This is a genomic window from Mycobacterium sp. NGS45, from assembly GCF_059812645.1.
Genome location: NZ_JCALDB010000008.1, coordinates 171,679 through 198,280 on the forward strand (window position 1 = coordinate 171,679; position 26,602 = coordinate 198,280).

At 67.5% G+C, this 26,602-nt stretch carries 20 protein-coding genes, 3 tRNA genes and 2 pseudogenes; 15 read left to right on the plus strand and 10 right to left on the minus strand.

Going from position 1 to position 26,602, the window contains the following annotated elements; genetic code table 11:
• Nucleotides 1–119: 119 nt before the first annotated feature.
• From gyrB to AC5Y3P_RS09845, 8 genes and pseudogenes are all read left to right on the plus strand, one after another.
• Nucleotides 120–2,147 (plus strand): DNA topoisomerase (ATP-hydrolyzing) subunit B, encoded by a 2,028-nt coding sequence (gyrB, locus tag AC5Y3P_RS09810; RefSeq protein ID WP_500045701.1) that lies wholly within the window; start codon nt 120–122, stop codon nt 2,145–2,147.
• A gap of 245 nt (nt 2,148–2,392) precedes the next feature.
• A pseudogene (locus AC5Y3P_RS09815) lies at nt 2,393–3,478 on the plus strand (MinD/ParA family ATP-binding protein); the annotation flags it as partial.
• An 8-nt stretch (nt 3,479–3,486) separates the two neighbouring features.
• Nucleotides 3,487–4,680 (plus strand): MinD/ParA family ATP-binding protein, encoded by a 1,194-nt coding sequence (locus AC5Y3P_RS09820; RefSeq protein ID WP_500045702.1) that lies wholly within the window; start codon nt 3,487–3,489, stop codon nt 4,678–4,680.
• A 136-nt stretch (nt 4,681–4,816) separates the two neighbouring features.
• Entirely contained in the window at nt 4,817–8,602 is a 3,786-nt protein-coding gene (gene gyrA, locus AC5Y3P_RS09825; protein ID WP_500045703.1) for an intein-containing DNA gyrase subunit A, read from the plus strand.
• Between the two features lie 24 nt (nt 8,603–8,626).
• Complete coding sequence (locus AC5Y3P_RS09830; RefSeq protein WP_500045704.1) at nt 8,627–9,604, plus strand: DUF3566 domain-containing protein; 978 nt, start codon at nt 8,627–8,629, stop codon at nt 9,602–9,604.
• A gap of 73 nt (nt 9,605–9,677) precedes the next feature.
• Nucleotides 9,678–9,751: transfer RNA gene (locus AC5Y3P_RS09835), tRNA-Ile, on the plus strand.
• A 127-nt stretch (nt 9,752–9,878) separates the two neighbouring features.
• A tRNA-Ala gene (locus tag AC5Y3P_RS09840) sits at nt 9,879–9,951 on the plus strand.
• A gap of 323 nt (nt 9,952–10,274) precedes the next feature.
• A pseudogene (locus AC5Y3P_RS09845) lies at nt 10,275–10,484 on the plus strand (hypothetical protein); the annotation flags it as partial.
• A gap of 7 nt (nt 10,485–10,491) precedes the next feature.
• Here the strand turns inward: AC5Y3P_RS09845 and cwsA are convergent.
• Nucleotides 10,492–10,926 carry a cell wall synthesis protein CwsA gene (gene cwsA / locus AC5Y3P_RS09850; protein ID WP_500045705.1) on the minus strand — a complete coding sequence of 145 codons (435 nt, stop codon included), beginning with the start codon at nt 10,924–10,926 and terminating at the stop codon, nt 10,492–10,494.
• 76 nt (nt 10,927–11,002) lie between these two features.
• Between cwsA and AC5Y3P_RS09855 the strand changes: the two genes are divergently transcribed.
• Nucleotides 11,003–11,551 (plus strand): peptidylprolyl isomerase, encoded by a 549-nt coding sequence (locus AC5Y3P_RS09855; protein ID WP_500045706.1) that lies wholly within the window; start codon nt 11,003–11,005, stop codon nt 11,549–11,551.
• 75 nt (nt 11,552–11,626) lie between these two features.
• Here AC5Y3P_RS09855 and AC5Y3P_RS09860 read toward each other — a convergent pair whose 3' ends face one another.
• Nucleotides 11,627–12,049, minus strand: a complete 423-nt coding sequence (locus AC5Y3P_RS09860; RefSeq protein ID WP_500045707.1) for a PH domain-containing protein — start codon at nt 12,047–12,049, stop codon at nt 11,627–11,629.
• A gap of 146 nt (nt 12,050–12,195) precedes the next feature.
• Nucleotides 12,196–12,480 carry a cell division protein CrgA gene (crgA, locus tag AC5Y3P_RS09865; protein WP_500045708.1) on the minus strand — a complete coding sequence of 95 codons (285 nt, stop codon included), beginning with the start codon at nt 12,478–12,480 and terminating at the stop codon, nt 12,196–12,198.
• Between the two features lie 104 nt (nt 12,481–12,584).
• Between crgA and AC5Y3P_RS09870 the strand changes: the two genes are divergently transcribed.
• A complete protein-coding gene (locus tag AC5Y3P_RS09870; RefSeq protein ID WP_500045709.1) occupies nt 12,585–13,337 on the plus strand; it encodes a DUF881 domain-containing protein in 753 nt (250 codons plus the stop codon).
• Nucleotides 13,338–13,380: 43 nt separating this feature from the next.
• A complete protein-coding gene (locus AC5Y3P_RS09875) occupies nt 13,381–14,046 on the plus strand; it encodes an aminodeoxychorismate/anthranilate synthase component II (RefSeq protein ID WP_500045710.1) in 666 nt (221 codons plus the stop codon).
• A gap of 42 nt (nt 14,047–14,088) precedes the next feature.
• Here the strand turns inward: AC5Y3P_RS09875 and pknB are convergent, their stop codons facing one another.
• From pknB to AC5Y3P_RS09910, 7 genes are all read right to left on the minus strand, one after another.
• The gene (gene pknB / locus AC5Y3P_RS09880; protein ID WP_500045711.1) at nt 14,089–15,957 is read right to left on the minus strand and encodes a Stk1 family PASTA domain-containing Ser/Thr kinase; all 1,869 of its coding nucleotides are present in this window, start codon (nt 15,955–15,957) and stop codon (nt 14,089–14,091) included.
• Entirely contained in the window at nt 15,954–17,180 is a 1,227-nt protein-coding gene (locus AC5Y3P_RS09885; protein ID WP_500045712.1) for a protein kinase domain-containing protein, read from the minus strand. The genes pknB and AC5Y3P_RS09885 overlap by 4 nt, the downstream gene beginning before the upstream one ends.
• Nucleotides 17,177–18,652: a D,D-transpeptidase PbpA gene (gene pbpA / locus AC5Y3P_RS09890; protein ID WP_500045713.1), complete on the minus strand. Its 1,476-nt coding sequence runs from the start codon at nt 18,650–18,652 to the stop codon at nt 17,177–17,179. The genes AC5Y3P_RS09885 and pbpA overlap by 4 nt, the downstream gene beginning before the upstream one ends.
• Nucleotides 18,649–20,067, minus strand: coding sequence for an FtsW/RodA/SpoVE family cell cycle protein (locus AC5Y3P_RS09895; RefSeq protein WP_500045714.1), 1,419 nt, complete (start codon nt 20,065–20,067; stop codon nt 18,649–18,651). Before AC5Y3P_RS09895 ends, pbpA begins: the two co-directional genes overlap by 4 nt.
• A complete protein-coding gene (locus tag AC5Y3P_RS09900; protein WP_500045715.1) occupies nt 20,064–21,584 on the minus strand; it encodes a PP2C family protein-serine/threonine phosphatase in 1,521 nt (506 codons plus the stop codon). Before AC5Y3P_RS09900 ends, AC5Y3P_RS09895 begins: the two co-directional genes overlap by 4 nt.
• Complete coding sequence (locus AC5Y3P_RS09905) at nt 21,581–22,042, minus strand: FHA domain-containing protein FhaB/FipA (RefSeq protein WP_500045716.1); 462 nt, start codon at nt 22,040–22,042, stop codon at nt 21,581–21,583. Before AC5Y3P_RS09905 ends, AC5Y3P_RS09900 begins: the two co-directional genes overlap by 4 nt.
• A gap of 96 nt (nt 22,043–22,138) precedes the next feature.
• Entirely contained in the window at nt 22,139–23,572 is a 1,434-nt protein-coding gene (locus AC5Y3P_RS09910; RefSeq protein ID WP_500045717.1) for an FHA domain-containing protein, read from the minus strand.
• Nucleotides 23,573–23,775: 203 nt separating this feature from the next.
• Here AC5Y3P_RS09910 and AC5Y3P_RS09915 point away from each other — a divergent pair.
• From AC5Y3P_RS09915 to AC5Y3P_RS09930, 4 genes are all read left to right on the plus strand, one after another.
• Nucleotides 23,776–23,858: transfer RNA gene (locus AC5Y3P_RS09915), tRNA-Leu, on the plus strand.
• Between the two features lie 210 nt (nt 23,859–24,068).
• A complete protein-coding gene (locus AC5Y3P_RS09920; RefSeq protein WP_500045718.1) occupies nt 24,069–24,701 on the plus strand; it encodes a uracil-DNA glycosylase in 633 nt (210 codons plus the stop codon).
• 114 nt (nt 24,702–24,815) lie between these two features.
• Entirely contained in the window at nt 24,816–26,273 is a 1,458-nt protein-coding gene (locus AC5Y3P_RS09925; RefSeq protein ID WP_500045728.1) for a type I restriction-modification system subunit M, read from the plus strand.
• On the plus strand, nt 26,270–26,602 hold a 333-nt coding region (locus AC5Y3P_RS09930), incomplete at its 3' end, for a restriction endonuclease subunit S domain-containing protein (protein ID WP_500045719.1). The genes AC5Y3P_RS09925 and AC5Y3P_RS09930, both read left to right, overlap by 4 nt.

Consider the following 26,602-nt stretch of genomic DNA (forward strand, 5'->3'; position numbering starts at 1 on the left):
GTCGCCACAGAGTGGGTCCTGACGGTGGGTGGCGGTAGACTGCACAACGAGATTGCTGCGGTGCTCGAGCCGCAAGCACCAACCGTGCTGCACCCAACGCCGAGGAGAACCGTCCGACCGTGGCTGCCCAGAAGAAACCGGCACAACCCGCCTATGGTGCCGACTCGATCACCATCCTCGAGGGACTCGAGGCGGTCCGCAAACGGCCCGGTATGTACATCGGCTCCACCGGCGAGCGCGGCCTGCACCATCTGATCTGGGAAGTTGTCGACAACTCGGTCGATGAGGCGATGGCCGGATACGCCGACCGGGTCGAGGTCACCCTGCTCGAGGACGGCGGCGTCCAGGTCAGCGACAACGGCCGAGGCATCCCGGTCGGGATGCACTCCTCGGGCATTCCCACCGTCGACGTCGTCATGACTGTGCTGCACGCCGGCGGCAAGTTCGAATCCGACGCCTACGCGGTCTCCGGCGGTCTGCACGGCGTGGGTGTCTCGGTGGTCAACGCGCTGTCCAGCCGGCTCGAGGTGGAGATCTGCCGGGACGGCCACGAATGGTTCCAGTACTACGACCGTTCGGTGCCCGGCACCCTCAAACAGGGCGAGGCCACCAAGAAGACCGGCACCACGGTGCGGTTCTGGGCGGACCCGGACGTCTTCGAAACCACCACGTACGACTTCGAGACCGTGGCCCGCCGGCTGCAGGAGATGGCCTTCCTGAACAAGGGCTTGACCATCGTCTTGAACGATCAGCGGGTCGCCCCTGAAGAAGTCACCGACGAGGTGGTCAGCGACCACGCCGAGGCGCCCAAGAGCGCCGAGGAGAAGGCCGCCGAAGCCGCGGCCCCGCACAAGGTCAAGCACCGCACCTTCCACTACGCGGGCGGTCTGGTCGACTACGTCAAGCACATCAACCGGACCAAGACCCCCATCCACCAGAGCATCCTGGACTTCGAAGGCAAGGGCACCGGCCACGAGGTCGAGATCGCGATGCAGTGGAACGCCGGTTACTCCGAATCGGTGCACACCTTCGCCAACACGATCAACACCCATGAGGGCGGCACCCACGAAGAGGGCTTCCGGGCCGCGCTGACCTCGGTGGTCAACCGGTACGCCAAAGACAAGAAGCTGCTCAAGGACAAGGACCCCAACCTCACCGGGGATGACATCCGCGAGGGTCTGGCCGCGGTCATCTCGGTAAAGGTCGCCGAGCCGCAGTTCGAGGGTCAGACCAAGACCAAGCTGGGCAACACCGAGGTCAAGTCGTTTGTGCAGAAGGTCTGCAATGAACAACTGAACCACTGGTTCGAATCCAACCCGGCTGAAGCCAAAACCATTGTCAACAAGGCCGTTTCGTCAGCGCAGGCACGTGTCGCAGCGCGGAAAGCGCGAGAGTTGGTGCGGCGCAAGAGCGCAACCGACATCGGCGGCCTACCCGGCAAGTTGGCGGACTGCCGCTCCACCGACCCGAGCAAGTCGGAACTGTATGTGGTGGAGGGCGATTCGGCCGGCGGTTCGGCCAAGAGCGGCCGGGACTCGATGTTCCAGGCCATCCTGCCGCTGCGCGGCAAGATCATCAACGTCGAGAAAGCCCGGATCGACCGGGTGCTGAAGAACACCGAAGTCCAGGCGATCATCACCGCGCTGGGCACCGGTATTCACGACGAGTTCGACATCGCCAAGCTGCGCTACCACAAGATCGTGCTGATGGCCGACGCCGACGTCGACGGCCAGCACATCTCGACGCTGCTGTTGACCCTGCTGTTCCGGTTCATGCGCCCGCTGATCGAGAACAACCACGTCTACCTGGCACAGCCGCCGCTGTACAAGCTGAAATGGCAGCGCTCTGAACCGGAGTTCGCCTACTCGGACCGGGAGCGGGACGCGCTGCTCGAGGCCGGCAAGAAGGCCGGCAAGAAGATCAACGTCGACGACGGCATCCAGCGCTACAAGGGTCTGGGCGAGATGGACGCCAAGGAGCTGTGGGAGACCACCATGGACCCGTCGGTGCGGGTGCTGCGCATGGTCACCCTCGATGACGCCGCGGCGGCCGACGAGCTGTTCTCGGTGCTGATGGGTGAGGACGTGGAAGCCCGACGCAGCTTCATCACCCGCAACGCCAAGGACGTACGCTTCTTGGACGTGTGATCGGCGCCCGTTGGGGCGGGCGAGACGTGAGCGACCAGTGTGAAGTGACGCTGATCGCGAACCGGGGAAAGGCCCAGGTGGGGCCGGTACGGCAGGGAAATTTCGGCGGCATTTCTATACGATGCTGACCGCAACTCGAGTGCCAAGCGGAAGGACCAGTGGGGAGGGTGGCCGAGGACGCAGGGGCGCCGACCGAGCAGTTCTACCGGGTTCCGGTTGGCGACCTCCACTCCCCTGACGGCAGACCCGAACCTGTCTCCGGCCCGGAACTGTTCGGTGCCGGCTGGCCTCCGCCGGCGCCGTTTCTCGACGAATCGGTACGGCCCGGTCGGCACGCCGCACCGGCGCGAGCCGGCAGCACGCACAGCGCCGCGGTCTACCGGGTGCCGCCGCCGCTGGACGACGCCGTGTTGTTCAACCGCGTGGGCGCCGCGCCGCGGCGGGGCTGGCGCCGGACCGTGCACACCCTGACCGGCGGCCGGTTCACCCCCGGTCAGTCGGCGCGGGACCGCGAACGCGCGGATCTGTTCGCCCGCATCGCCCGCCCGATCGAGGGCGACTTCCGGGTGGCGGTGCTTTCGATCAAGGGCGGGGTCGGCAAGACCACCACCACGCTCGGCCTCGGGTCGGCCTTCGCCCGGATCCGCTCCGACCGCATCGTGGCGGTGGACGCCAATCCCGATCGCGGCACGCTGGCCCAACGCGTGCAGGATCCGTCAACCGCGACCGTCGGTGGGCTGCTCGCCGACCCGCTGATCCAGCGCTACTCCGACGTGCGCGCCTACACCCGGATGTCATCGAGCCGGCTCGAGGTGCTGGGCAGTGACCCCGACCCGGCGGTTGCCGAGGCGTTCGGCGAGTCCGATTACCGGCACGCAGTCGAGGTGCTGCAGAACTACTACAGCGTCATCCTCAGCGACTGCGGCACCGGCATCATGCATTCGGCGACCGCGGGGGTGCTGAGCCTGGCCGACGCCGTCGTGGTGGTTTCCGCGCCGTCCCTGGATTCCATGAAGAGCGCCGCTGCCACTTTGAAATGGCTTACCCTGCATGGCTATTCGTCGTTGTCGCGGGAATCACACCTGGTGATCAGCGCATCCCGACCGGGAGCCTCGGGTCTGCAGATGGAAAAGGTTCGCGAGCATTTCGCGGCTCGCTGCCGCTCGACGCATCTGATCCCGTTCGACCCGCACCTGGCCGAGGGTGGTCAGTTCGAGTCCGAGTTGCTCAAGCCCGCGACCTCTCGGGCGTACCTGGAGTTGGCCGCCGCGGTCTCCGAGCAGTTCGGCTCGCGGCGGGCCGCCGATCTCCCCGCGGGCCCGGTCAGGTGAGCGCCGAGGTGGCCGAACCAACCGAACCCGACGACGCCACCGTCGTCGCCGCTGCGGTGACCCCGAGCCCCGCCGCCGAGCGCGACGAGGAACGCACCCAGCTGATCCCGCGCGTAGAGGTCGAGGACACCCCGGCACCAGCGACCTCTCCGGCCACATCCGCCTCAACCGCCCCGGATCCGGGCTGGCCGGCCGGTGTGGCCTACCCCGAGTTCGCCCGGACCACCGCCTACCCGATGGCTGCCCCGGGTCCGGTGCCGGCCGCCGGTTACCCACCCGGCCAACTCGTCGAGCACCTTCCGCCGCGCGCCCAGGTGCGGCGCAGACCCAGCAGTGGTTGGCGCCGGATGGTGCATCGGCTCACCGGCGGTGTGGTCAATCTCGGTGATTCCCGCAAGGACCGGATGCGCCGCGAACTCGCTGCGCGGGCCGCGGCACCGGTGGTGGGTGACTACCGCATCGCGGTGCTCTCGCTCAAGGGCGGGGTCGGCAAGACCACGACGACGGTGGCGCTGGGTGCCACGTTGGCGGCGGTGCGTGGGGACCGGGTGATCGCCGTCGACGCGAATCCGGACTTCGGCACGCTGGCGTTGCGCGGCCCGGACAGCAGCCGGTCCACCGTGCGCGACGTGCTGCGCGACACCTCGATCATTCGGTACTCGGACGTGCAAGTGCATACCTCCCAGACCGAGAGCCGCCTGGAAATCCTTGCCTCAGAGCGGGATCCGGCGGCCTCCGAGGCGTTCTCGGCGCTGGACTACCGCCAGCTGATCGAGGTGCTGCACCGTTACTACAACATCATCTTGACCGACTGCGGGACCGGCCTGGTGCACTCGGCGATGCGCGGTGTACTCGGTGAGGCCAACGCGTTGGTGTTGGTGACCTCGCCGGCGATCGACAGCGTGCGCAGCACCGCGGCCACCTTGGACTGGTTGGTTTATCACGGGTATCCGCAACTGGCGGCGTCGGCGACGGTGGTGGTCAGTGCGGCCGCGCCGGGGACCCGCAGCAAAGAGATCGACCGCTTGCTCGGTTACTTCCGGCAGCGCGCCCGCGCGGTCCACTTCATCCCGTTCGACGAGCACCTGGCCGAGGGTTCGGAGGTGGTCATCGGCCGACTCGACCAGCGCACACGGGATGCCTTCCTCGGTCTGGCCGCCACCTTGGCCGACGCCTTCCCGAATCCGGGTCGCCGAGTCTGACACACCCGGGTGGCAGGCTTGGGGCAACGGGATCCGTCGAGGCCAAACCACTAGACTGGTCTGGTTGGCGGGGCCGGCATAGGCCGCCCGGCCGGCGGCGCCGGAGATCACCGCGCTGCTGCGAAACGAGGAGCGAATGACAGACACAACGCTGCCGCCTGGCGACGAGGCCGGCGACCGGATCGAACCGGTCGACATCCAGCAGGAAATGCAGCGCAGCTACATCGACTACGCCATGAGCGTGATCGTGGGCCGTGCGTTGCCCGAGGTCCGCGACGGGCTCAAACCGGTGCACCGCCGGGTGCTCTACGCGATGTACGACTCGGGTTTCCGGCCGGACCGCAGCCACGCCAAGTCGGCCCGCTCGGTTGCCGAAACGATGGGTAATTACCACCCGCACGGCGACTCCTCGATCTACGACACCCTGGTCCGGATGGCTCAGCCGTGGTCGCTGCGCTATCCGCTGGTCGACGGGCAGGGCAACTTCGGTTCGCCGGGCAACGATCCGCCGGCCGCGATGCGCTACTGCGTGACCGGTGATGCGCTGGTTCGGCTCCCCTTGGGTGAATCGGTTCGGATTGCCGATGTGGCGCCGGGAGCCCGGCCCAACACCGACAACGTCGTGGAACTCAAGGTGCTGGACCGCCACGGCGACCCCGTCCTCGCCGACCGCGTCTTCCATTCCGGGGAGCACCAGACCTACACGGTGCGGACCGATGAGGGCTATGAGGTCACGGGGACGGCCAACCACCCACTGCTTTGCCTGGTGGATGTGGCCGGCGTGCCAACCTTGTTGTGGAAGTTGATCGAGGAGATCGGGCCCGGCGACCGAGTCGCAATTCAGCGGACTCCACCCGTCGAGTTGGGTCCCGCGGACTGGCAGACCACGCTCGAAGCCCTCCTGCTCGGGGCCTTCATCAGCGCAGGCTTCGTGTCCGAGAATCGGGCCGGATTCAACAATCTGGACCGGGACTTCTTCGCGACGGTGCTGGCGGCCTATGACGCGGTCGTTGGCGGCGCGCGGTACACCTCGTCGCGCACCGTTGCTTCGGGTTCAGTTCTTCATGAGTTGGACATCCACAATCTGACGGCGCTGCGCAAGTCGTGTCTGGCCGAGTTGATTGGCCAGCGTTCGGTGCAAAAGACCGTGCCGGAATGGCTATGGCAGGCGCCAGCTGTCGTGAAGCGGGCGTTCCTTGGAGCGTTGTTCGAAGGCGATGGATCCTGCTCGGCCCTGCCGCGCAACACGATTCAGGTGTCCTACTCGACCCGTAGTGAAGTTCTGGCCAAGGATGTCCAGCAGATGCTGCTGGAGTTCGGCGTGGTGTCCCGGCGATACCGTCACGCGACCGGTGAGCACAAGGTGGTGCTCACCAGCCGTGCACAAGCGGAAATGTTCGCGGCGCGTATTGGGTTCGGCGGCATCAAGCAAGACAAGCTGACGGCGCTCCTCGGAGCGTTGCCGGAACATGCAGCCGGTCTCGACGGCGATTTCGTTCCGGGTCTGGCCGCGTTCGTCCGCCAGCACTCCGGCGGACGCTGGGTTGACAAGGAGTGGCTGCAGAAACACAACATCGACCGGTTGGCTCGTTGGCGTAGCCACGGTTCTGAGATCCTCGGCCGTATCGCTGATCCTGAAATACGTGCGGTTGCAACGGATCTGACCGACGGACGCTTCTACTACGCGCGGGTGGCATCGGTCTCCGACTCCGGCGTGCAGCCCGTCTACAGCCTGCGGGTGCAGACCGACGACCACTCATTCATCACCAACGGGTTCGTCAGTCACAACACCGAGGCGCGGCTGACTCCGTTGGCGATGGAGATGCTGCGCGAAATCGACGAGGAGACAGTCGATTTCAGCCCGAACTACGACGGCCGGGTGCAGGAGCCGACGGTACTGCCGAGCCGGTTCCCGAACCTGCTGGCCAACGGTTCGGGCGGTATCGCGGTCGGCATGGCGACCAACATCCCGCCGCACAACCTGGGCGAGTTGGCCGAGGCCGTGTACTGGTGTCTGGAGAACTACGAGGCCGACGAAGAGGCCACCCTGGAAGCGGTGATGGAGCGGGTCAAGGGGCCCGACTTCCCCACCCACGGACTGATTGTCGGGACCCAGGGTATCCAGGACGCCTACAAGACCGGCCGCGGTTCGGTCCGGATGCGCGGCGTGGTGGAGATCGAAGAGGACAGCAAGGGCCGGGCTTCGCTGGTCATCACCGAGCTGCCCTATCAGGTCAACCACGACAACTTCATCACCTCGATCGCCGAGCAGGTGCGCGACGGCAAGCTGGCCGGCATCTCCAACATCGAGGACCAGTCCAGCGACCGGGTGGGGCTGCGCATCGTCATCGAGCTGAAACGCGATGCGGTGGCCAAGGTGGTGGTGAACAACCTCTACAAGCACACCCAGCTGCAGACCAGCTTCGGCGCCAACATGCTCTCGATCGTCGACGGGGTGCCGCGCACGCTGCGCCTGGACCAGATGATCCGGCTCTACGTCGAGCACCAGATCGATGTCATCATCCGGCGCACCACCTACCGGTTGCGTAAGGCCAACGAGCGCGCGCACATCTTGCGCGGCCTGGTCAAGGCGCTCGACGCGCTCGACGAGGTGATCGCGTTGATCCGGGCGTCGGCCAACGCCGACGTGGCGCGCACCGGGTTGATGGAGCTGCTCGACGTCGACGAGATCCAGGCCCAGGCCATCTTGGACATGCAGCTGCGCCGGTTGGCTGCCCTGGAACGCCAGAAGATCGTCGATGACCTGGCCAAGATCGAAGCCGAGATCGCCGATCTCGAGGACATCCTGGCCAAGCCGGAACGCCAGCGCGGGATCGTGCGCGACGAGCTCGCCGAGATCGTCGACAAGCACGGCGACGCCCGTCGCACCCGGATCATCGCGGCCGACGGCGACGTCACCGACGAGGACCTGATCCAGCGCGAGGACGTCGTCGTCACCATCACCGAGACCGGCTATGCCAAGCGCACCAAGACCGACCTGTACCGCAGCCAGAAGCGCGGCGGCAAGGGCGTGCAAGGCGCCGGCCTCAAACAGGACGATATCGTCGCGCACTTCTTCGTCTGCTCGACGCATGACTGGATCCTGTTCTTCACCACGCAGGGCCGGGTGTATCGGGCCAAGGCCTACGACCTGCCGGAGATGACCCGCACCGCGCGGGGCCAGCACGTGGCCAACCTGCTGGCGTTCCAGCCCGAGGAACGGATCGCCCAGGTGATCCAGATCAAGAGCTACGAGGACGCGCCGTACCTGGTGTTGGCCACCCGCAACGGTCTGGTGAAGAAGTCCAAGTTGGTCGACTTCGACTCCAACCGGTCCGGCGGCATCGTGGCGATCAACCTGCGCGAAGGCGACGAACTGGTGGGCGCGGTGCTGTGCTCGGCCGACGACGACCTGCTGTTGGTCAGCGCTAACGGCCAGTCGATCCGGTTCTCGGCCACCGACGAGGCGCTGCGGCCGATGGGCCGGGCCACCTCGGGTGTGCAGGGCATGCGGTTCAACGAGGATGACCGACTGCTGTCGCTCAACGTCGTCGTCGAGGACACCTACCTGCTGGTGGCGACCTCAGGCGGGTACGCCAAGCGCACGGCGATCGACGAGTACACCGTGCAGGGCCGCGGCGGCAAGGGCATCCTCACCATCCAGTACGACAAGAAGCGCGGCAGCCTGGTCGGCGCGCTGATCGTCGACGAGGACAGTGAGCTGTACGCCATCACCTCCGGGGGCGGCGTGATCCGCACGGCCGCGCGTCAGGTGCGCAAGGCCGGCCGGCAGACCAAGGGGGTTCGCTTGATGAACCTCGGGGACGGCGACACACTGTTAGCCATTGCGCGCAACGCCGAAGCGTCCGAGGAGCCTGACGAGTCCGAGGACGACGCGGCAGGCACCGAAGCCGACGCGTAACGGAACCGGACGAGCGGAGTAGGTGTGACCTCACCCAAGGAGCCGAGCCGACCTGAACCCGGCAACGGCGCCGGACCCGGGAACGGCGCGGCCGAGCGGACCGGCCGGGCTGCGGTCGGCCGTCTCACCGAGTCCGGTGAGGTGCCGCCCTGGCAGCGCGGCGCCGCCCGAGCCCAACCGCCCGGGACGGCCCGGGGCCAGCATGCGGCCGAGCCCCGGAGCGAGGCGCGCAGCGAGTCCCGGAGCGAGGCGCGCAGCGAGCCGACGACGGCCAAACCCGTCGAGGCTCGGGGCTCCGGCCCAGCCGATGCGCGGCCGGCCGGTAAACCTGCGGAGAGTCGGACCAGCCGCTACATCACCGGGTCTGCGGCCCCGGCGCAGCTCAAGGCCGCCGAACAGGCGACCCAGCAAGCCGTCGAGCAGTCCGGCGCCGAGCCGGACTCCCCCGCCCCGCGCCGGGAGTCGGCGCGCCCGGAGGTCGGCCGCGGCAAGGACAAGGAGTACGCCAGCGAACTGCCGGACCTGTCCGGCCCGCAGGCGCGGCCGCAACGCCGGCCGGGTGCCGACCGTCCGGAGGCCGCGGGCACGCAGCGCTCCGGCGGATCCCCCCGCGTGCAGGTGGGTCCCCGCCCGAAGACCGGCCCGGTGCGCGCCAGCATGCAGATCCGACGCGTCGATCCGTGGAGCACGCTGAAGGTGTCGCTGCTGCTGTCGGTGGCGCTGTTCTTCGTCTGGATGATCGCCGTCGCGTTCCTGTATCTGGTGCTCGGCGGGATGGGCGTGTGGACCAAGCTCAACAGCAACGTCGGCGACCTGCTGACCAGCACCGGCGGTGGCGGCGGCGAACTGGTGTCGGCCGGCAGCATCTTCGGTGGTGCGCTGCTGATCGGTCTGGTCAACATCGTGGTGTTCACAGCACTGGCCACGCTGGGAGCGTTCGTCTACAACCTGTCGACCGACATCGTCGGTGGCGTCGAGGTGACGCTGGCCGACCGGGATTGAGCCTCGGCGGTCGCGCCGAGATCGCCGGTTTGGGCGGCGGGGCAGGCGTACGGTAATCTCGTCGCTCGGTAACGGGCCTATAGCTCAGGCGGTTAGAGCGCTTCGCTGATAACGAAGAGGTCGGAGGTTCGAGTCCTCCTAGGCCCACTATGAAGAAACGGCTGCTGATCGTCGCGCTCGCGCTCACGGCAGTGGCCGCGGTGCTACGGTCACGACAACGCACCGAGGTCTGGCACTCCGTCGAGGACCAGCCACCCGCCTGAATGTCAGGTAAGGGGCCTTAGCTCAGTTGGTAGAGCGCTGCCTTTGCAAGGCAGATGTCAGGAGTTCGAATCTCCTAGGCTCCACAAGCTCTTTCCGCTCGCGCGCAATTCCACCCCGTGCTGCTGGTTCACAATCGGGCGCGTGGCGACTATGGTCGGCGCACATGACGTTGCCCCGCAAACTTCAGCTCCTGACTCCCCTGGTGTTCGGTGCGGCCCTCGCGTTGAGCGGTTGTGTTTCGGAGACCATCGAAGAAGTACCCGCGCCCACCACGGTGGCACCCTCCCCCGGCGCGCCGCAGGCGCCTGACGCGCCGCAGTCGCCTGGAGCTCCGCAGGCTCCCGAGGTCAGCACGACCACGGTCCCGATGATGCCCAACCCCAACGGCGACGGGTCGATGGTGCCGTGTGAAGGCACCATCTGTACCAACCCGAACCACGGCGCCGGGGACGACCCCGCCGAGAACGGCGGCTTCATGGAGAGCCCCAACGGTGACGGCAGCCTGGTCCCGTGCGAGGGCACCATCTGCACCAATCCGAACCACGGCGGCGGAGATCCGAACGACCCACCGGAGCCGGGTCAGACCGAGATGGAAGGACCCGACGACGTCGGCTGACCGCCGCTCAGGGCGCGGGGTCAATCTGCACGCTGGGCGGCAGTGCTGAGGGCTCGGGCTGGCGGGAACGACGCACGATCGCGAACGCCGCTCCCCCGGCGGCCAGCACGGCAGCGCCGGCTCCGATGAGCAGCCACGGCCGCGGGATGCGCCGGTTGCCGCGCCGCCGGGAGCGGGCCTCCTGGTAGCTGTCCGGCAGGTTGGCCAGCACCTCCTGGGCAGCCGCGAACTCCTCGCGCAGTGCGTCTTGGGCCGCGGCGACCTCCTTGCGCAGCTTGCCTTCCTGGTACCGCTGCCGCAGCGCCCCGAAGGCCACCGCCACCGAATGAGCCCCCAATCCGGTCGCGCCGCGGACGACGTCGACCGGGCCGGCGGCGGTGTGCGCCAGGCCCCGGCTCAGGCGCTGGGCAGAAGTCAGTCGGGTGTGGTTAACCGAAGTCATTCGGACAGCCTGCCATCTGCGGCGTGCTTTCGGAACCTATGCCGCGGGTAGGGCCCCGACGGCGTCGCAGAGCGAGGTGGCAGACTGTAAAACCGTGACTACGAGCCCCATTCAGACCGCCACCGCCACGCTGCACACCAACCGCGGTGACGTCAAGATCGCACTGTTCGGCAACCATGCCCCCAAGACCGTCGCCAACTTCGTCGGCCTGGCCCAGGGCACCAAGGAATACTCCACCGAGAACGCCTCGGGCGGCACCTCCGGGCCGTTCTACGACGGCGCCCCGTTCCACCGCGTCATCGAAGGCTTCATGATCCAGGGCGGCGACCCGACCGGCACCGGCCGCGGCGGCCCGGGCTACAAGTTCGCCGACGAATTCCACCCGGAACTGCAGTTCGACCGGCCCTACCTGCTGGCGATGGCCAACGCCGGCCCGGGCACCAACGGTTCGCAGTTCTTCGTCACCGTCGGCCCCACCCCGCACCTGAACCGCCGGCACACCATCTTCGGTGAGGTCGTCGACGAGGCCTCGCGGAAGGTGGTCGACGCCATCGCCACCACCCCGACCGACCGCAACGACCGCCCGGTCGATCCGGTGGTCATCGAGTCGATCACGGTTTCTTAAGCACGAACCATCGAAGTCCCGGCTCCAGCGCCCTCGGGCGACTGGACCGGGACTTCGCTCGTGTCGGGTGGACGGTCAGCCGGCGTAGCCGGCTGTGGTGAGCGCGTCGAGCACCTCGAGTGGTTCGGTACCGAGATCCCAGCGACTGAACACCCGCAGCCGGTCATCGGTGGTGTCGATCTCGAGCAGCCGGTTCTTGCGGCCCAGCCGACGGAACTCGGTGATCCGGACCCGAGCGATCTCCGCCCGCGGCAACGTGCTGCTGCCCCGCCAGGTGCGCACCACCAGACCGGCGTCGGTGATTGCTAGTTTCGGGCGCGCCGTCCACGAGAAAATTGCAAAGACAAGCAAACCCACCGCGGCAACGCCGATCAGGACACGTCCGGGCCGGTCAGTGACCAGCGTCACACCGGCTATGGCCATCACCAATCCGCCGATCCCCAGCGCCACGATCGACGCCGAGTTCGGCCCCCAACTAGTTTGCTGAGTTTGATTCATAGGCACCCTTACCATTGCAGATGCAGTTATCCACAAGTGCTATCCACAATGGGGATGAATCACACGCGTGTGATTGTGCGTCGCCGCAGGTCGGAGCTCAGTAAACGCCGAACCGCAAGATGAATGCATCTTCCCGGCCAGCAGCCTCAGCGCCACCGCATGGTGAGCAACAGGCCGGTGATCATGAAAGCAAACGCGATCGCGTAGTTCCATTGCGCCAAATCGGCCATCCATTGCAGCCAGGCCGGGGTGCTCACCGGGTTGGTGGCAGCCAACTGGAAGACCAGCAGCCAGGCCAGGCCGAGCAGCATCAGCCCGCAGAAAAACGCCACGAACCACACGCTCGACGGTCCGGCCTTCACCTTTACCGGGGTACGGCTGACCGGCCGGACGGTGAAGTCGTTCTTCTTGCGGACCTTTGACTTGGGCATGGTTACCTTCGACAGCGACGACAAGTGCGACGATGAACATCGCACGGGGTTGCCAGCCAGCCTAACGCAGCCGCCCCGCCCGCCGAGAATCCTAGGAGGCCGCCGTGGCGAAACCGGAGGATCCGGCGCGCTCGCGGTGGCGTTGGGGCGTGCCGGTGGTGTGCCTGCTGGCCGGCCTGTTGCTGGCCGCCACCCACGCGGTCTCCGGCGGCACCGAAATCCGCCGCAGCGACGCCCCCCGGCTGGTCGATCTGGTGCGCGAAACCCAACAGTCCGTCGATGAGCTCAGCGCCGAACGCGACGGCCTGGCCGACCGGATCGATTCCACGCACGGCCGGTTCAGCGACGCCGCGCTGGCCGCGATGGGGGCCAGCGCCGCCGAACTGGCCGACGTCGTCGGTCTCGACCCGGTTGGCGGCCCCGGTCTGGTGGTCACCCTGACCGACGCCAACCGCGACGCCGACGGCCGCTTCCCGCGCGATGCCCGCCCCGATGACCTGGTGGTGCATCAACAGGACATCCAAGCCGTCCTCAACGCGTTGTGGAGTGCCGGGGCCGAGGCCATCCAGATGCAGGACCAGCGGCTGATCGCCACCTCGGCGCCGCGCTGCGTGGGCAACACGCTCTTGCTCAACGGACGCACCTACAGCCCGCCGTACCGGATCGCGGCGATCGGCGACGCGCCGGCCATGCAGGCCGCCCTGGCCGCCGCTCCCCTGGTCCAGTTGTACAAGCAGTACGTGGCGCGGTTCGGGCTCGGCTACACCGAAGAGGTGCGCGGCGATCTGCAACTGGTCGGGCATCCGCCGCCGCCGCGGCTGCAGTACGCCGCCCCCAACGGCCCGCTGGGCTACTGATTCCGCTTGCTGGGCGCCCGTGCCACCCCGGTAACCTGTGACGATGCAGGTCTTGGTAGTCGACAACTACGACAGCTTCGTGTTCAACCTGGTCCAGTACCTGGGCCAGTTGGGTGTCACCGCTGAGGTCTGGCGCAACGACGACGAGCGGATCGGCTCCGAGGCCGCGATCGGCGCGGCCGCCGAGCGGTTCGACGGGATCCTGCTCAGCCCCGGCCCCGGCACCCCGGAGCGGGCCGGCGCGACCATCGACCTGGTGCACGCCTGCGCGGCGGCGCGCACTCCGCTGCTCGGCGTGTGCCTCGGTCACCAGGCCATCGGGGTGGCCTTCGGGGCCACCGTGGACCGCGCGCCGGAACTGCTGCATGGCAAGACCAGCACCGTCTTCCATCAGAACATCGGTGTGCTGCAAGGACTTCCGAACCCGTTCACGGCCACCCGGTATCACTCGCTGACCATCCTGCCGCAGACCGTGCCGGCCGAACTCGAGGTCACCGCACGCACCGAGAGCGGTGTGATCATGGCGGTCCGGCACACCGAACTGCCGATCCACGGCGTGCAGTTCCACCCGGAATCCATCCTCACCGAAGGCGGCCACCGGATGCTGGCCAACTGGCTGGGGCAGTGCGGCCGCGCACCCGAGGAGGCACTGGTGCACCGATTGGAAGCCGAGGTCGCCGACGCCGTCGGCGCCGCGTTCGCCGGCTGAGCCACTCCCCCGGCGCCGCTCGCCGCGGCGCGCGGCGGCTGGTCAGCCGCCGAAGGTCAGCGTGATCGTCGAGCCGTAACCGATGCCCTGCCCCGGCGGCGGGCTCTGCGACATCACCCGGTTGCGGTTGTCTCCGGAGTTCGGCACGTCGGGACCCTTGTTCAGCACCCCGGTCCAGCCCAGCGCGGCCAGCGTCGGGTAGGCGTCATCCCAGTACTGGCCAACCAGATTGGGCATGGTGAACTGATTACCGCGGGAGACCTGCAATTCGACCACGGTGTCCAACGGCACGGTCTGACCCGCCGCCGGCGCGGTCCCCAGCACCGTCCCGGCCGGCTCCACGGCGTCGACGTCGGCGTGGGTGAACCGGGTGAACCCGTAGACCGAGAGGTTCTTCTCGGCCTGGGACACCGTCTGCCCGGCGACGTCGGGGATGTCCTTGGTCTGCGGTCCGGACCCGACGATGATGGTGATCTCATTGGTGATCGCCGAAGTCTGGTTGGCCGGCGGGTTGGTGCCCAACACCTTGTCCTTGAGCTCCGGCGTCGACGGCGACGTCGCCTGTTTGAACACCGTGAAGCCGGCGGCCTTCAACTTCTGCACGGCGTCGCCGTAGCTCAAATTGACCACCGCGGGCACCTCACGTTGCTCAGGGCCGTAGGACACGTTCACGGTGATCTCGTCGCCGGCCCCGGCTGCCGAGTTGGCCGGCGGGTTGGTGTCGATGACGTGGTCGGGTGGCACCGTCGAACTCGACTTCTGTTCGGTGCGGGTCTTGAAGCCGCGATTCTGCAGCGTGGCAATGGCATCCGCGGACGGCTGACCGGCGACGTCGGGCACCTGCACGTCCCGGGTGCTGCCGCCGAACGCGTTGATCGCGATGGTGACCACCACGGTCAGGGCGGTCAGCAGCGCCACCGCCACCAGCCAGCGGGCCACCGAGCGTCGATTCCCGCCGGAGTCGGAGAAGTCGTACTGCCGGGGCAGCTGTTCGGTTTCGGCGCGGTAGTTCGGCGGGGCGGACAGGATCGAGGAGCGTTCCTCGTCGGTGAGCACCTTGGGGGCTTCCGGGGTCTGGCCGCTGTGCACCCGGACCAGATCCGCGCGCATCTCGGCGGCGGTCTGATAGCGGTTGTCCGGGTTCTTGGCCAACGCCTTGAGCACCACCGCGTCCAGTTCCGGACTGATGCCCTGATACCGCTGCGACGGCGGAATCGGATCCTCGCGAACGTGTTGGTAGGCCACCGCGACCGGCGAGTCGCCGACGAAAGGTGGTTCGCCGGTGAGGATTTCGTACAGCACGCAACCCAGCGAGTACACGTCGGAGCGGGCGTCGACGGACTCACCGCGGGCCTGCTCGGGGGACAGGTACTGCGCGGTGCCGATCACCGCCGCGGTCTGGGTGACGCTGTGCGAATCGGCCAGCGCCCGGGCGATGCCGAAGTCCATCACCTTCACCGCGCCGGTCTTGCTGATCATGATGTTGGCCGGTTTGACGTCGCGGTGGATGATGCCGTGGTTGTGGCTGAAGTTCAGCGCCTGGCAGGCATCGGCGATCACCTCGATGGCCCGCTTGGGCGGCATCGGCCCGTCGTTTTGCACGATGTCGCGCAACGTGACGCCGTCGACGTACTCCATCACGATGTAAGGCAAAGGGCCGGTGCCGGTTTCGGCCTCACCGGTGTCGTACACCGCGACGATCGCCGGATGGTTCAGCGCCGCGGCGTTCTGCGCCTCACGGCGGAACCGCAAATAGAAGCTGGGGTCACGGGCCAGATCGGCGCGCAGCACCTTGACCGCGACATCGCGATGCAGCCGGGTGTCGCGGGCTAGGTGGACTTCTGACATCCCGCCGAACCCGAGGATCTCCCCGAGTTCGTAGCGGTCGGACAGGCGTTCGGGGGTGGTCATCTGGTGTCCACTGCCTCTCCTGTCCAGTTCGACGGTTCGGCCGGCGGGGCTTGGCCCGGCGGCGGTTCGGCGGGCGGGGTCTCCTGGCCCGGCGTCACGGTGTTGGTGATCGTGGCCGGCGGCTGGTCGCCACCGGTGTCCCGGTTGTGGTCGACGACGATCAGCACCGCGATCACGATCGCCAACGCACCGAGCACACCGGCCGCCCACAGCAGCGCGCGTTGCCCGGAGGAGAACGAGCGTCGGGCCGGCGGGGGCCGGTGGTGACTGCCGCTCGGCGGGCGGGCCCGGGTTGCGGGGGCCGGTGCGACCGCGCGCGACTGCGTGCTCGGGATGGCCGCCGGGCTGGCCCGACCCAGGGTGGGTGCCGCGTTCGGCCGCGGCGGGCGACGCCCGGCCCGCACCGCGGCGACGGCGTCGGCGAACGGACCGCCGCTCTTGTACCGGCCGGCGGGGTTCTTGTTCAGCGCGACCTCGATCAGCTCCCGCACGTTGGGCGGCAGGTCGGGCGGCAGCGGGGGAGGAGGCTCTTTGATGTGCTTCATCGCGACCGTCAGCGCGCCGTCGCCGACGAACGGGCGCTTACCCGAAACCGCTTCGTAGCCAACGACTCCCAGCGCATAGACGTCGCTGGCGGCGGTGGCATCGTGACCCAGGGCCTGCTCGGGCGCGATGTACTGCGCGGTGCCCATCACCATGCCGGTCTGGGTCACCGGCGCGGCGTCGACGGCCTTGGCGATACCGAAGTCGGTGAGCTTGACCTGCCCGGTCGGGGTGATCAAGATGTTGCCCGGTTTGACGTCGCGGTGCACCAGCCCGGCCGAGTGCGCGACCTGCAGCGCGCGGCCGGTCTGCTCGAGCATGTCCAGGGAGTGCCGCAGCGAGAGCCGGCCGGTGCGCTTGAGCACGGAGTTCAACGGCTCACCGTTGACCAACTCCATCACCAGGTAGGCGGTGCGGCCCTCACCGTCGATCTCGGTTTCGCCGTAGTCGTGCACCGCGGCGATCCCGGGGTGGTTGAGCATCGCGACGGTGCGGGCCTCGGCCCGGAACCGCTCGACGAACTCCGGATCCGAGGAGTACTCGCTCTTGAGCACCTTGACCGCGACCCGGCGGCCCAGCCGACTGTCGACGGCCTCCCACACCTGGCCCATTCCACCGGTGGCGATGAGGCGCTGGAGCCGGTACCGACCGGACAGCGTGACACCTACGCGCGGGCTCATGGTCCTCCCTGAAGTGCCGCGGCGATCACGGCACGACCGATGGGTGCGGCCACCGCGCCGCCCGTTGCGGACAGCCGGTCGCCGCCGTTCTCCACCAGCACCGCGACGGCGACCTTGGGGTCGCGCGCCGGCGCGAAGGCGATGTACCAGGCGTGCGGTGGCGTGTTGCGGGGATCGCTACCGTGCTCAGCGGTACCCGTCTTGGAGGCGATCTGCACGTCGGCGATTGCCCCCGTCTGCAGGGTCTGCTGTTCGGAACCGATCATCAAATTCGTTAGCTTAGCCGCGACCTCGGAACTGACGGCACGCCGTAGCTCCTGCGGTTCGGTGACGTCGACGTTGGCCAGGTCCGGTCCGGTCAGCCGATCCACCAGGTAGGGCTGCATGGTGACCCCGTCGTTGGCGATGGTCGCGGCCACCATGGCGTTCTGCAGCGGCGTCACCGCGACATCCTTCTGCCCGATCGCCGACATCCCCAGCGCCGCGCCGTCGGAGATCGCGCCGACGGTGGACTCCGAGACCTGCAGCGGGATCGGCTTGGTGGGGGAGTCGAAGCCGAAGTCCTTGGCGGTGTTACGCAGCGAGTCGGCGCCGATCCGCAACCCCATCTGCACGAACGCAGTGTTGCAGGACCGCGCGAAGGCTTCCTCGAGTGTTGCGGTCTGCCCCGACCCGCACGGCGCGCCGCCGTAGTTCTCCAGCGTCGCGGTGCTGTTGGGCAGCGGAATCGACGGCAGCGCGGTGAACCGGGAATCCTCGGTGAAATCGGACTGCAACGCCGCGGCGGCGGTGACCACCTTGAACGTCGACCCGGGTGGGTAGCGCTCGGAGATGGCCCGGTTGCTGAGCGGAGAATTCGGATCGTCGCGCAACTCCTGCCAGGCCTGCTGCTGCGCGGTGACGTCGTGGGTGGCCAGCCGGTTCGGGTCGTACGACGGCGCCGACACCATGGCCAGGATGCGTCCGGTCTTGGGTTCCAGCGCCACCACCGCGCCCTTGCAGGTTTCGTTGCAGCCGTCCTGCATGGCCTGCCAGGCGGCCTGCTGCACCCGCGGGGAGATGGTGGTGTCGACGTTGCCGCCGCGCGGGTCGCGGCCGGTGAAGAAGTCGGCCAGCCGGCGGCCGAACAGGCGCTCGTCGGAGCCGTTGAGGATCGGGTCCTCGGCGCGTTCTAGGCCGGTGCTGGAATAGCTCAGCGAGTAGAAGCCGGTGACCGGCGCGTACTCGAAGGGGTTCGGGTAGGTGCGCAGGAACCGGTAGCGGCCCCCGGACGGCACCGAGTAGGCCATCAGTTGCCCGCTGGCCGCGATCTGGCCGCGCTGCCGCGAGTATTCGTCCAGCAGCGTGCGCTGGTTGCGCGGGTCGGCGCGCAACCCGTCGGCGCTGAACACCTGCGTGAAGGTGGCGTTGAGCAGCAGCACGACGATGAGCGCCATCAGCGTCATCGAGATCCGGCGCAGTGAGGTGTTCATACCTTCTCGATCACCTCGGTGCGCGCCGCGGCGATCGGAGGCTGACCGGTCGGGGTCTTGACCGGTTCGACCAGGGGCCGGCGTGCGGCGTGCGAGATCCGCACCAGCAGCGCCAACAGCAGGTAGTTGGCCACCAGCGAGGACCCGCCGTAGGACATCCACGGCGTGGTCAACCCGGTCAACGGGATCAGGTTGGTCACCCCGCCGACCACGATGAACAGCTGCAGCCCCAGCGTGGCGGCCAGACCGGCGGCGAGCAGCTTGCCGAAGCTGTCCCGGACCGCCAGCGCGGTGCGCATGCCGCGGATGATCAAGATGGTGTACAGCATCAGCACCCCGGCCAGCCCGACCAGCCCGAGTTCCTCGCCGACGGCGGCGATGATGAAGTCGGTCGAGGCGGCCGGCACGGTGCCCGGTTGCCCGTTGCCCAGCCCGGTGCCGAAGATGCCGCCGGTGGCGAAGCTGAACAGCGACTGCACCATCTGGTAGCCGCCGCCCTCCGGGTCGGCGAACGGATCCAGCCAGGCCTGCACCCGCACCCGCACGTGCGCGAACAGGTAGTACGCCAGCAGGCTGCCGGCCGCGAACAAGCCCAGACCGATCAGCACCCAGCTGAGCCGTTCGGTGGCGATGTAGACCATGGTCAGGAACGACGCGTACAGCAGCAGCGAGGTGCCGAGGTCCTTCTCGAACACCATCACGCCCACCGACAGCACCCAGGCCGCCAGCAGCGGTGCCAGATCCCGCGGCCGCGGCAGGTCCATGCCGAGTACGTGCTTGCCAGCGCTGGTGAACAAGTTGCGTTTGGCCACCAGCACCGCGGCGAAGAAGATCAGCAAGAGGATCTTGGAGAACTCAGCGGGCTGGATCGAGAAGCCGGGGAACCGGATCCAGATCTTGGCGCCGTTCTGTTCGGAGAATGCCGCGGGCAGCAGCGCCGGGATGGCCAGCAGCACCAGACCGATCAGCCCGCACACGTAGCCGTAGCGGGACAGTTGGCGATGGTCCTTGACCAAGATCAGCACCAGCGAGAAACCGATCACGCCGACCAGCGTCCACAGCATCTGCTGGCCGGCGCTGGGTTCCGGGCCGTCCACGCCGGTGGCCGCGGACAGGTCCAGGCGGTGGATCATCACCAGACCCAGCCCGTTGAGCAGGGCCACCACCGGCAGCAGAATCGGGTCGGCGTACGGCGCGAAATACCGGATGACCAGGTGCGCGAAGCCGAACAGCGCCAAGAAGCCCAGCAGGTAGCCGCCGAGTTCGATGGTCAGGCCCTGCTCCTGGTTGGCTTCCACGATCAACAGCGCCACCCCGGTCAGACCGGCGGCAAAGCACAGCAGCCCCAGTTCGGAGTTGCGCCGAGTCGGTAGCGGCGGGATGACCGCGACCGGGGACTGCGGCGCGGTGGTCATGCCGCTTCCCGGCAGTCGACGCCTGGCTCCTGCTGCGGGGTGGGCGCGGCGCTGGTGGTCGGCGCGGGCGGACGGGTGGTGGTCGGGCTGGTCGGCGAATCGGGATTTCGGTTGGTCGGCGCCGTCGGGTTGTCGGCGTCGGGGTCGTCGGCGTCGGGGTTCTGCTGTCCGGTGACCGGCGGGCGGCCCGACGTGCCCGGGACCGGCGCCTTGGTGGTCGGTGTGGTCGACGGCGTCGGAGTGGGGGTGGCGGCCGGCTTGCAGATCGGCAGCAGCGAGGTGTCGGCCAGGTCCCGGAGCTGGCGGATGGCGTCGTCCAGCGACCCGCCGGGCAACCCGGCCTGCACCTGGGTGCGTTCGGACTGACGCAGGTCCTGCAGCTGCATCGGCTTGCAATCGGCGCGCTGCTCGCCGTACGCGACGTGCGCCACCGCGTTGTCGCTGCGCAGGCAGGCGTACAGGAACGGTTCGGACAGCGAGACGCCCAGCACCGAACTCTGGATGCCCTGCATGATCGTCACCGTGCCGGCGTGGTCGATGACGTAGAAGTTGTTGTCGATGTATTTCTTGACGCCCCACAAACCGGCGGCGACCAACAGCACCACGACGGCGGCGGCGATCAGCATCCGGCGCCGGGACCGGCGCGGCTGGGTGGGGATTTCAGGCTCGGGCACAACGCGTTTGGCCTGCGTTCGTTTCGGGTTGATCGCCGAGGCGCGGCCGGCCGCGGTGTTCGGAGGAGCAGCGTCGTCGTCGCTGCCGGAGACTGCGCCGGCCAGGATCGGCTGGGTTTGGCCGTAGTCGTTGTCGACGACGTCGGCCACCACCACCGTGACGTTGTCCGGGCCGCCGCCGCGCAGCGCGAGTTCGATCAGCCGGTCCGCGCTTTCGGCGACGTCCTCGATCTGCAGCGCTTCCTTGATGGTCTCGTGACTGACCGGGTCGGACAGGCCGTCCGAACACAGCAGGTAGCGGTCACCGACCCGGGCCTCGCGCACAGTCAGCGTCGGCTCCACCTCATGCCCGGTGAGCGCGCGCATGATCAGCGAGCGCTGCGGGTGGGAGTGCGCCTCCTCGGCGGTGATCCGGCCCTCGTCGACCAGGGTCTGCACAAAGGTGTCGTCCTTGGTGATCTGGCTCAGCTCACCGTCGCGCAGCAGATAGCTGCGCGAGTCGCCGATGTGCACCAGGCCCAGCCGCGTGCCCGCGAACAGGATCGCGGTCAGCGTGGTGCCCATGCCCTCGAGTTCGGGCTCGGCTTCCACGTGCGCGGCGATCGCCGAGTTGCCCTGGTGCACCGCCTCGTCGAGCTTGGCCAGCAGATCGCCGCCGGGCTCGTCGTCGTCGAGATGCGCCAACGCGGCGATCACCAACTGGGAGGCGACCTCGCCGGCGGCATGCCCGCCCATGCCGTCGGCCAGCGCCAACAGCCGGGCCCCGGCGTACACCGAATCTTCGTTGTTGGAGCGGACCAAACCACGGTCGCTACGTGCGGCATACCGCAGACCCAGTGTCACGGGCGTAACTCGATTGCCGTCTTGCCGATTCGCACCGGCATGCCTATGGGAACTCGTACCGCCGTCGTCACCTTCACCCTGTCGAGGTATGTACCGTTGGTTGATCCTAAGTCCTCCACGTACCACTCAGACCCGCGTTCTGAGAGCCGCGCGTGGCGGGTCGAGGCGTAGTCGTCGGTCAGGACCAAGGTGGAGTCGTCGGCGCGTCCGATCAACACCGGCTGGCTGCCCAGGGTGATGCGGGTGCCGGCCAGCGAACCCTCGGTCACCACCAGGTAGCGCGGGGTGGTGCGCTGCCGGGGCCGCAGTGAGCCGCGCAGCGCCAGACCTCGTCGCACCATCACCGCTCCGGTCGGGGCGTAGATGTCGGTGCGCAGGATGCGCAGCACCGACCAGATGAACACCCACAACATCAACAGGAAGCCAGCACGGGTCAGCTGCAGAACGATTCCCTGCATCTGGCGTCCTTCCCGTCCTCCGTGCGGCAACGTCACGATACTTGGACGGTCACCAATGCGACGTGCAGCTTCGCTGTGTGTTGTGACCCTCAGGCCCTAGTGGACGCGGACGACGATCTCCGAGTGCCCGAGCCGGATGACGTCGCCGTCGGCGAGCTGCCATTCCTGCACCGGCGCGTTGTTCACCGTGGTGCCGTTGGTCGAGTTCAGATCCGACAGCAGCGCTACCTGGCCGTCCCAGCGGATCTCCAGGTGCCGCCGCGAGACCCCGGTGTCGGGGAGGCGGAACTGGGCGTCCTGTCCGCGGCCGACGACGTTGGCGCCTTCCTTGAGTTGGTAGGTGCGGCCGCTGCCGTCGTCGAGCTGCAGGGTGACGGTGGCCGAGCCGGCGTGGTAGTCGCCGGCCGGCGGGGCCGCGTAGCCCCGGTCGCCGTAACCCTGGTCGCCGTAGCCGCCTTGGTCGGCGTAGCCGGGCGCGGCGCCGTAGCCACCCGGGTCGCCGTAGCCGCCCTGATCGGCGTAGCCGCGGCCGTAGTCCGGTTGACCGTAGCCCTGGTCGGGGTAGCCGCCTTGGTCGCCGTAGCCGGGCGCGGCACCGTAGCCCTGGTCGCCGTAACCGGGGGCGGGACGGCCGTAGTCCTGAGCCGGGGGAGCCGGCGGGGCGGGCTGACGACCGTAGTCGTAGTCGCCGCGCGGGGGCTCGCCGTAGCCGGCCGGCGGGGGCGGCGGGTAGCCGCCGGGGGCCTGCCGGTAGCCGCCCTGGTCGTAACCGCCGGACGGGGGAGCGTCGTAGCCACCCGAAGGCGGGCCGTAGCCGGCCGGGGGGCGCTGCTCGTAGGACGGCGGCGGGGGCGGGTAGCCGCCCTGCTCGTACCCCTGGCGCGGCGGGTAGTTCGGGTCCGCCGGCGGCGGCGGGGGATAGGCGCCGGGCTCGGGCGGGTAGCCGCCACGCGGGTCGGGGCCGGCGCCGCGCGGGTCGTCCTGGGGGCGGCCGTAGCGGTCGTCGTAGTACTCGTCGCCGGGCCGGCCCTGTCCTTGGCCGCCCTGGTAGCTCGGGTTGTCGCTCATCAGTGCTCCTGGTTCTGCGGTCGACGCGCGTTCTGATTCTGGCGCGGCGGGTGCGCCGCTGCGTGGTTGGGGATCGGGGGCGGGCACGGCGTCGGGGTTGACGGCACCGTGGGCCCTGACCTGCCCGGTGTGTAGATGTGGTGACCGCGCGAATCGGACGACCACATCACCATACGTTTGCCACCCTTGTTCCCCGATGTATCCCCCGAGATGTTTGGCAAAAGTATCCGACGTGAGATCGGGGTCTGCCACCACCTTCTGATAGTCGGACTCACTGAGGGTGATGACGTACTCATTGGGGGCCAGCAGCTGACCGCCCTGCAGTGCCCGGACGCCGTCGGCGGCCTCCCGGCGCAGCATGCCCTCGACTTCCGCCGGGACGATCGATCCGCCGAAGATACGTGCGAACGCATCGCCGACAGTGGATTCCAGCTTGCGGTCGAAGCGCTCTACGAGCCCCATCGTCACCGCCTGCCTCATCCGTAGGTGCGCAGCAGGCATTGCCGCTACTGCGCATTTTCTCGCCAATGTTATCCGTCCTGCCAGGGCATTCGGCACCATGAGAACTCTGAGAATCGCGTACCCGCAGGTCAGCGCGCTGCGGGGGGTTGAGCTCGGCGGTTGGGGAATGTCGGCGCAGCCGTGATAGGCTCGCTCGTCGTCACGGGCGAGTGGCGGAATGGCAGACGCGCTGGCTTCAGGTGCCAGTGTCCTTCGGGACGTGGGGGTTCAAGTCCCCCTTCGCCCACAGAGAGCGGTTCTACGAACCGCACGCACTTTGGTCACGAACTCTTTTGAGGTCGTGACCTTTGTGTTTTGTGGGGTGGGGCGTGTGGTCGTCCTCGGTCATGCTGGGTCGGGAGTTGGGGGCGTGGGTCCCGTTGCCGCTGACCCGGGGCGGATCGCGTCCGACCGAATCGGGGCCGCGGTGGTGTGGAGCTTCCTACACTGCGCCGCTATGAGCCCCATTCCTGTGCCGGCGGACACGTTGGACTCCCGGCAGCGGAGCAAGATCGTCCTCGACCAAGAGATCAGAAGCTGCCGGCGCTGCGACGGCATGAACATCCACGGGGTCACCGCGTCGGCCCCAGGCTATGGCTGCGTGACCTCGCCCGTGGCATTGGTGGGCCAGAGCCTTTGCGAGAAGTGCATGGAAGAGCAGATCCCCTTCACCGGCGGCAGCGGTGAGCTGATCGATGAGGCCATTCAACAAGCCGGCTATCAGAAGGCCGATCTGTTCATCACCAACGCCGTGCACTGCCACCCGCCGAAGAACCGTGTGTCCCATGCGCACGAGATCATCAACTGCGCCCCATTCCTGCACCGTGAGCTCGAGATCGTCGGGCCTCGGCTGGTGATCACGCTCGGAGCGGACGCCGCCCGGGTGCTGGCATTCTTCTATCCGCGGGCGCGCATCGCAGCGATGCCGTTCGAGGCACCAAGGGGTCGCCTCCCGAAGGGCGTGCCCCACATCGTCAACGCGACGCACCCGTCATGGATCCAGCGTCAGCACAAGCAAGACCTCAAGGCTGAGTACATGGCGAACCTGGTTGCCGCGATCCGGTGGGGGTTCGGGCGGTCGGTCGAGTAGCGAATCCGGTGTCGCCGATGGGCGCTCGTCGATCAGTGGCGGTGTCCTTGTCGGTGCAGTGATGTATACAGTTCCGTTCAGTTCGATGCGATGAATAGAGGGGGCGAGCGTTCGGTGATCACCGGCGAGTTGAAGAGCAAGGTTGACCGGGTCTGGGATGCGTTCTGGTCCGGCGGGATCTCCAACCCGCTCGAGGTGATCGAACAGATCACCTACCTGCTGTTCACCCGCCGCCTCGACGACTTGGAGACCCTGGCCGAGAAGAAGGCCCAACGCACCGGCAAGACCGAGGCGATGACGTTCGGGCCCGACCGGCAGGGCCTGCGCTGGTCGCGATTCAAGAACACCGAACCGGGCGTCATGTTCGAGACCGTCGCCAACGAGGTCTTCCCGTTCCTGCGCACCCTGGGCGGGGACGGCTCCACCTACTCCGAGCACATGCGGGACGCCCGGTTCACCATCCCGACCCCGGCGCTGCTCAGCAAGGTCGTCGACATGCTCGATGACATCCCGATGGCCGACCGCGACACCAATGGCGACCTGTACGAGTACCTGCTCTCGAAGATCGCCGCGGCCGGGGTCAACGGGCAGTTCCGCACCCCACGGCACATCATCGACCTGATGGTGCAGATGACTGCACCCGGTCCCGAGGACGAGATCTGCGACCCCGCGTGCGGGACGGCCGGCTTCCTGGTCGCCGCCTCTGAATACGTCCGCGACACACACGCCTCGGTGCTGACCGATGCCGCGCAGCGTAAGCATTTCCACCAAAGCATGTTCCACGGCTACGACTTCGACAACACCATGCTGCGGATCGCCAGCATGAACATGCTGATGCACGGAATCGAAGCGCCAGACATCCGCCACCGAGATTCTCTGTCTGAGGGTGCCAGCGAGGACGCGGAGAAGTACACCTTGATCTTGGCGAACCCGCCGTTCGCGGGCTCACTGGACTACGAATCCACTTCCAAGGATCTGCAGCGGGTGGTCAAGACCAAGAAGACTGAACTGCTCTTCCTGGCATTGTTCTTGAAACTGCTGAAGCCCGGGGGCAGGGCCGCGGTGATCGTGCCCGATGGTGTCTTGTCCGGATCTACGAAGGCGCACAAGGAAATTCGCCGGATCTTGGTCGAGGGACAGAAACTCGATGGTGTCGTGAAACTGCCATCCGGGGTCTTTCGGCCGTATTCTGGTGTCTCGACGGCGATCCTGCTGTTCACCAAGACTAATTCCGGTGGCACCGAGCAAGTTTGGTTCTACGACATCACCGCCGACGGGTACTCATTGGACGACAGGCGCAATCCGGTCGAGGTCAACGACCTGCCTGATGTGCTGGCACGGTGGGGCTTACGGGGCACTTCGGAGCTGCAGCGGGCGCGCACCGATCAGTCTTTCTGTGTGCCGAAGGCCGACATTGTTGCTCAAGGCTACGACCTGTCGGTGAATCGCTACAAGGAGCTAGTTCACGATGAGGTCGAGCATCGACCACCGCTGGCGATCATTGCAGACATCGAGAAGCTGGAAGATGAGATCGCTTCGGGGTTAGCGCAGTTGAAGGTGATGCTGTCGTGAAGACGGTGGTGTTGGGGGAAGTTGCCGACATCAACCCGAAGGCGGAGAAGGTTCCGCCTGATGAGGAAGTCTGCTTTGTCGGCATGGCAGAGATGGACATTGCGAGCGCTTCAACCAAGTCGACAGCCATCCGTCCATTCCATGAAGTCAGTAAGGGCTACACAACCTTTGCGGATGGTGACATCCTCGTAGCCAAGATCACGCCATGCTTCGAGAACAACAAGATCGGGCAGGCGCAACTCCCTCGGAGGGTTGGCGTAGGCTCCACTGAGTTTCATATAGTGCGCCCATCAGAGCGGATCCATGACCGCTACCTTCTGCATTTTCTG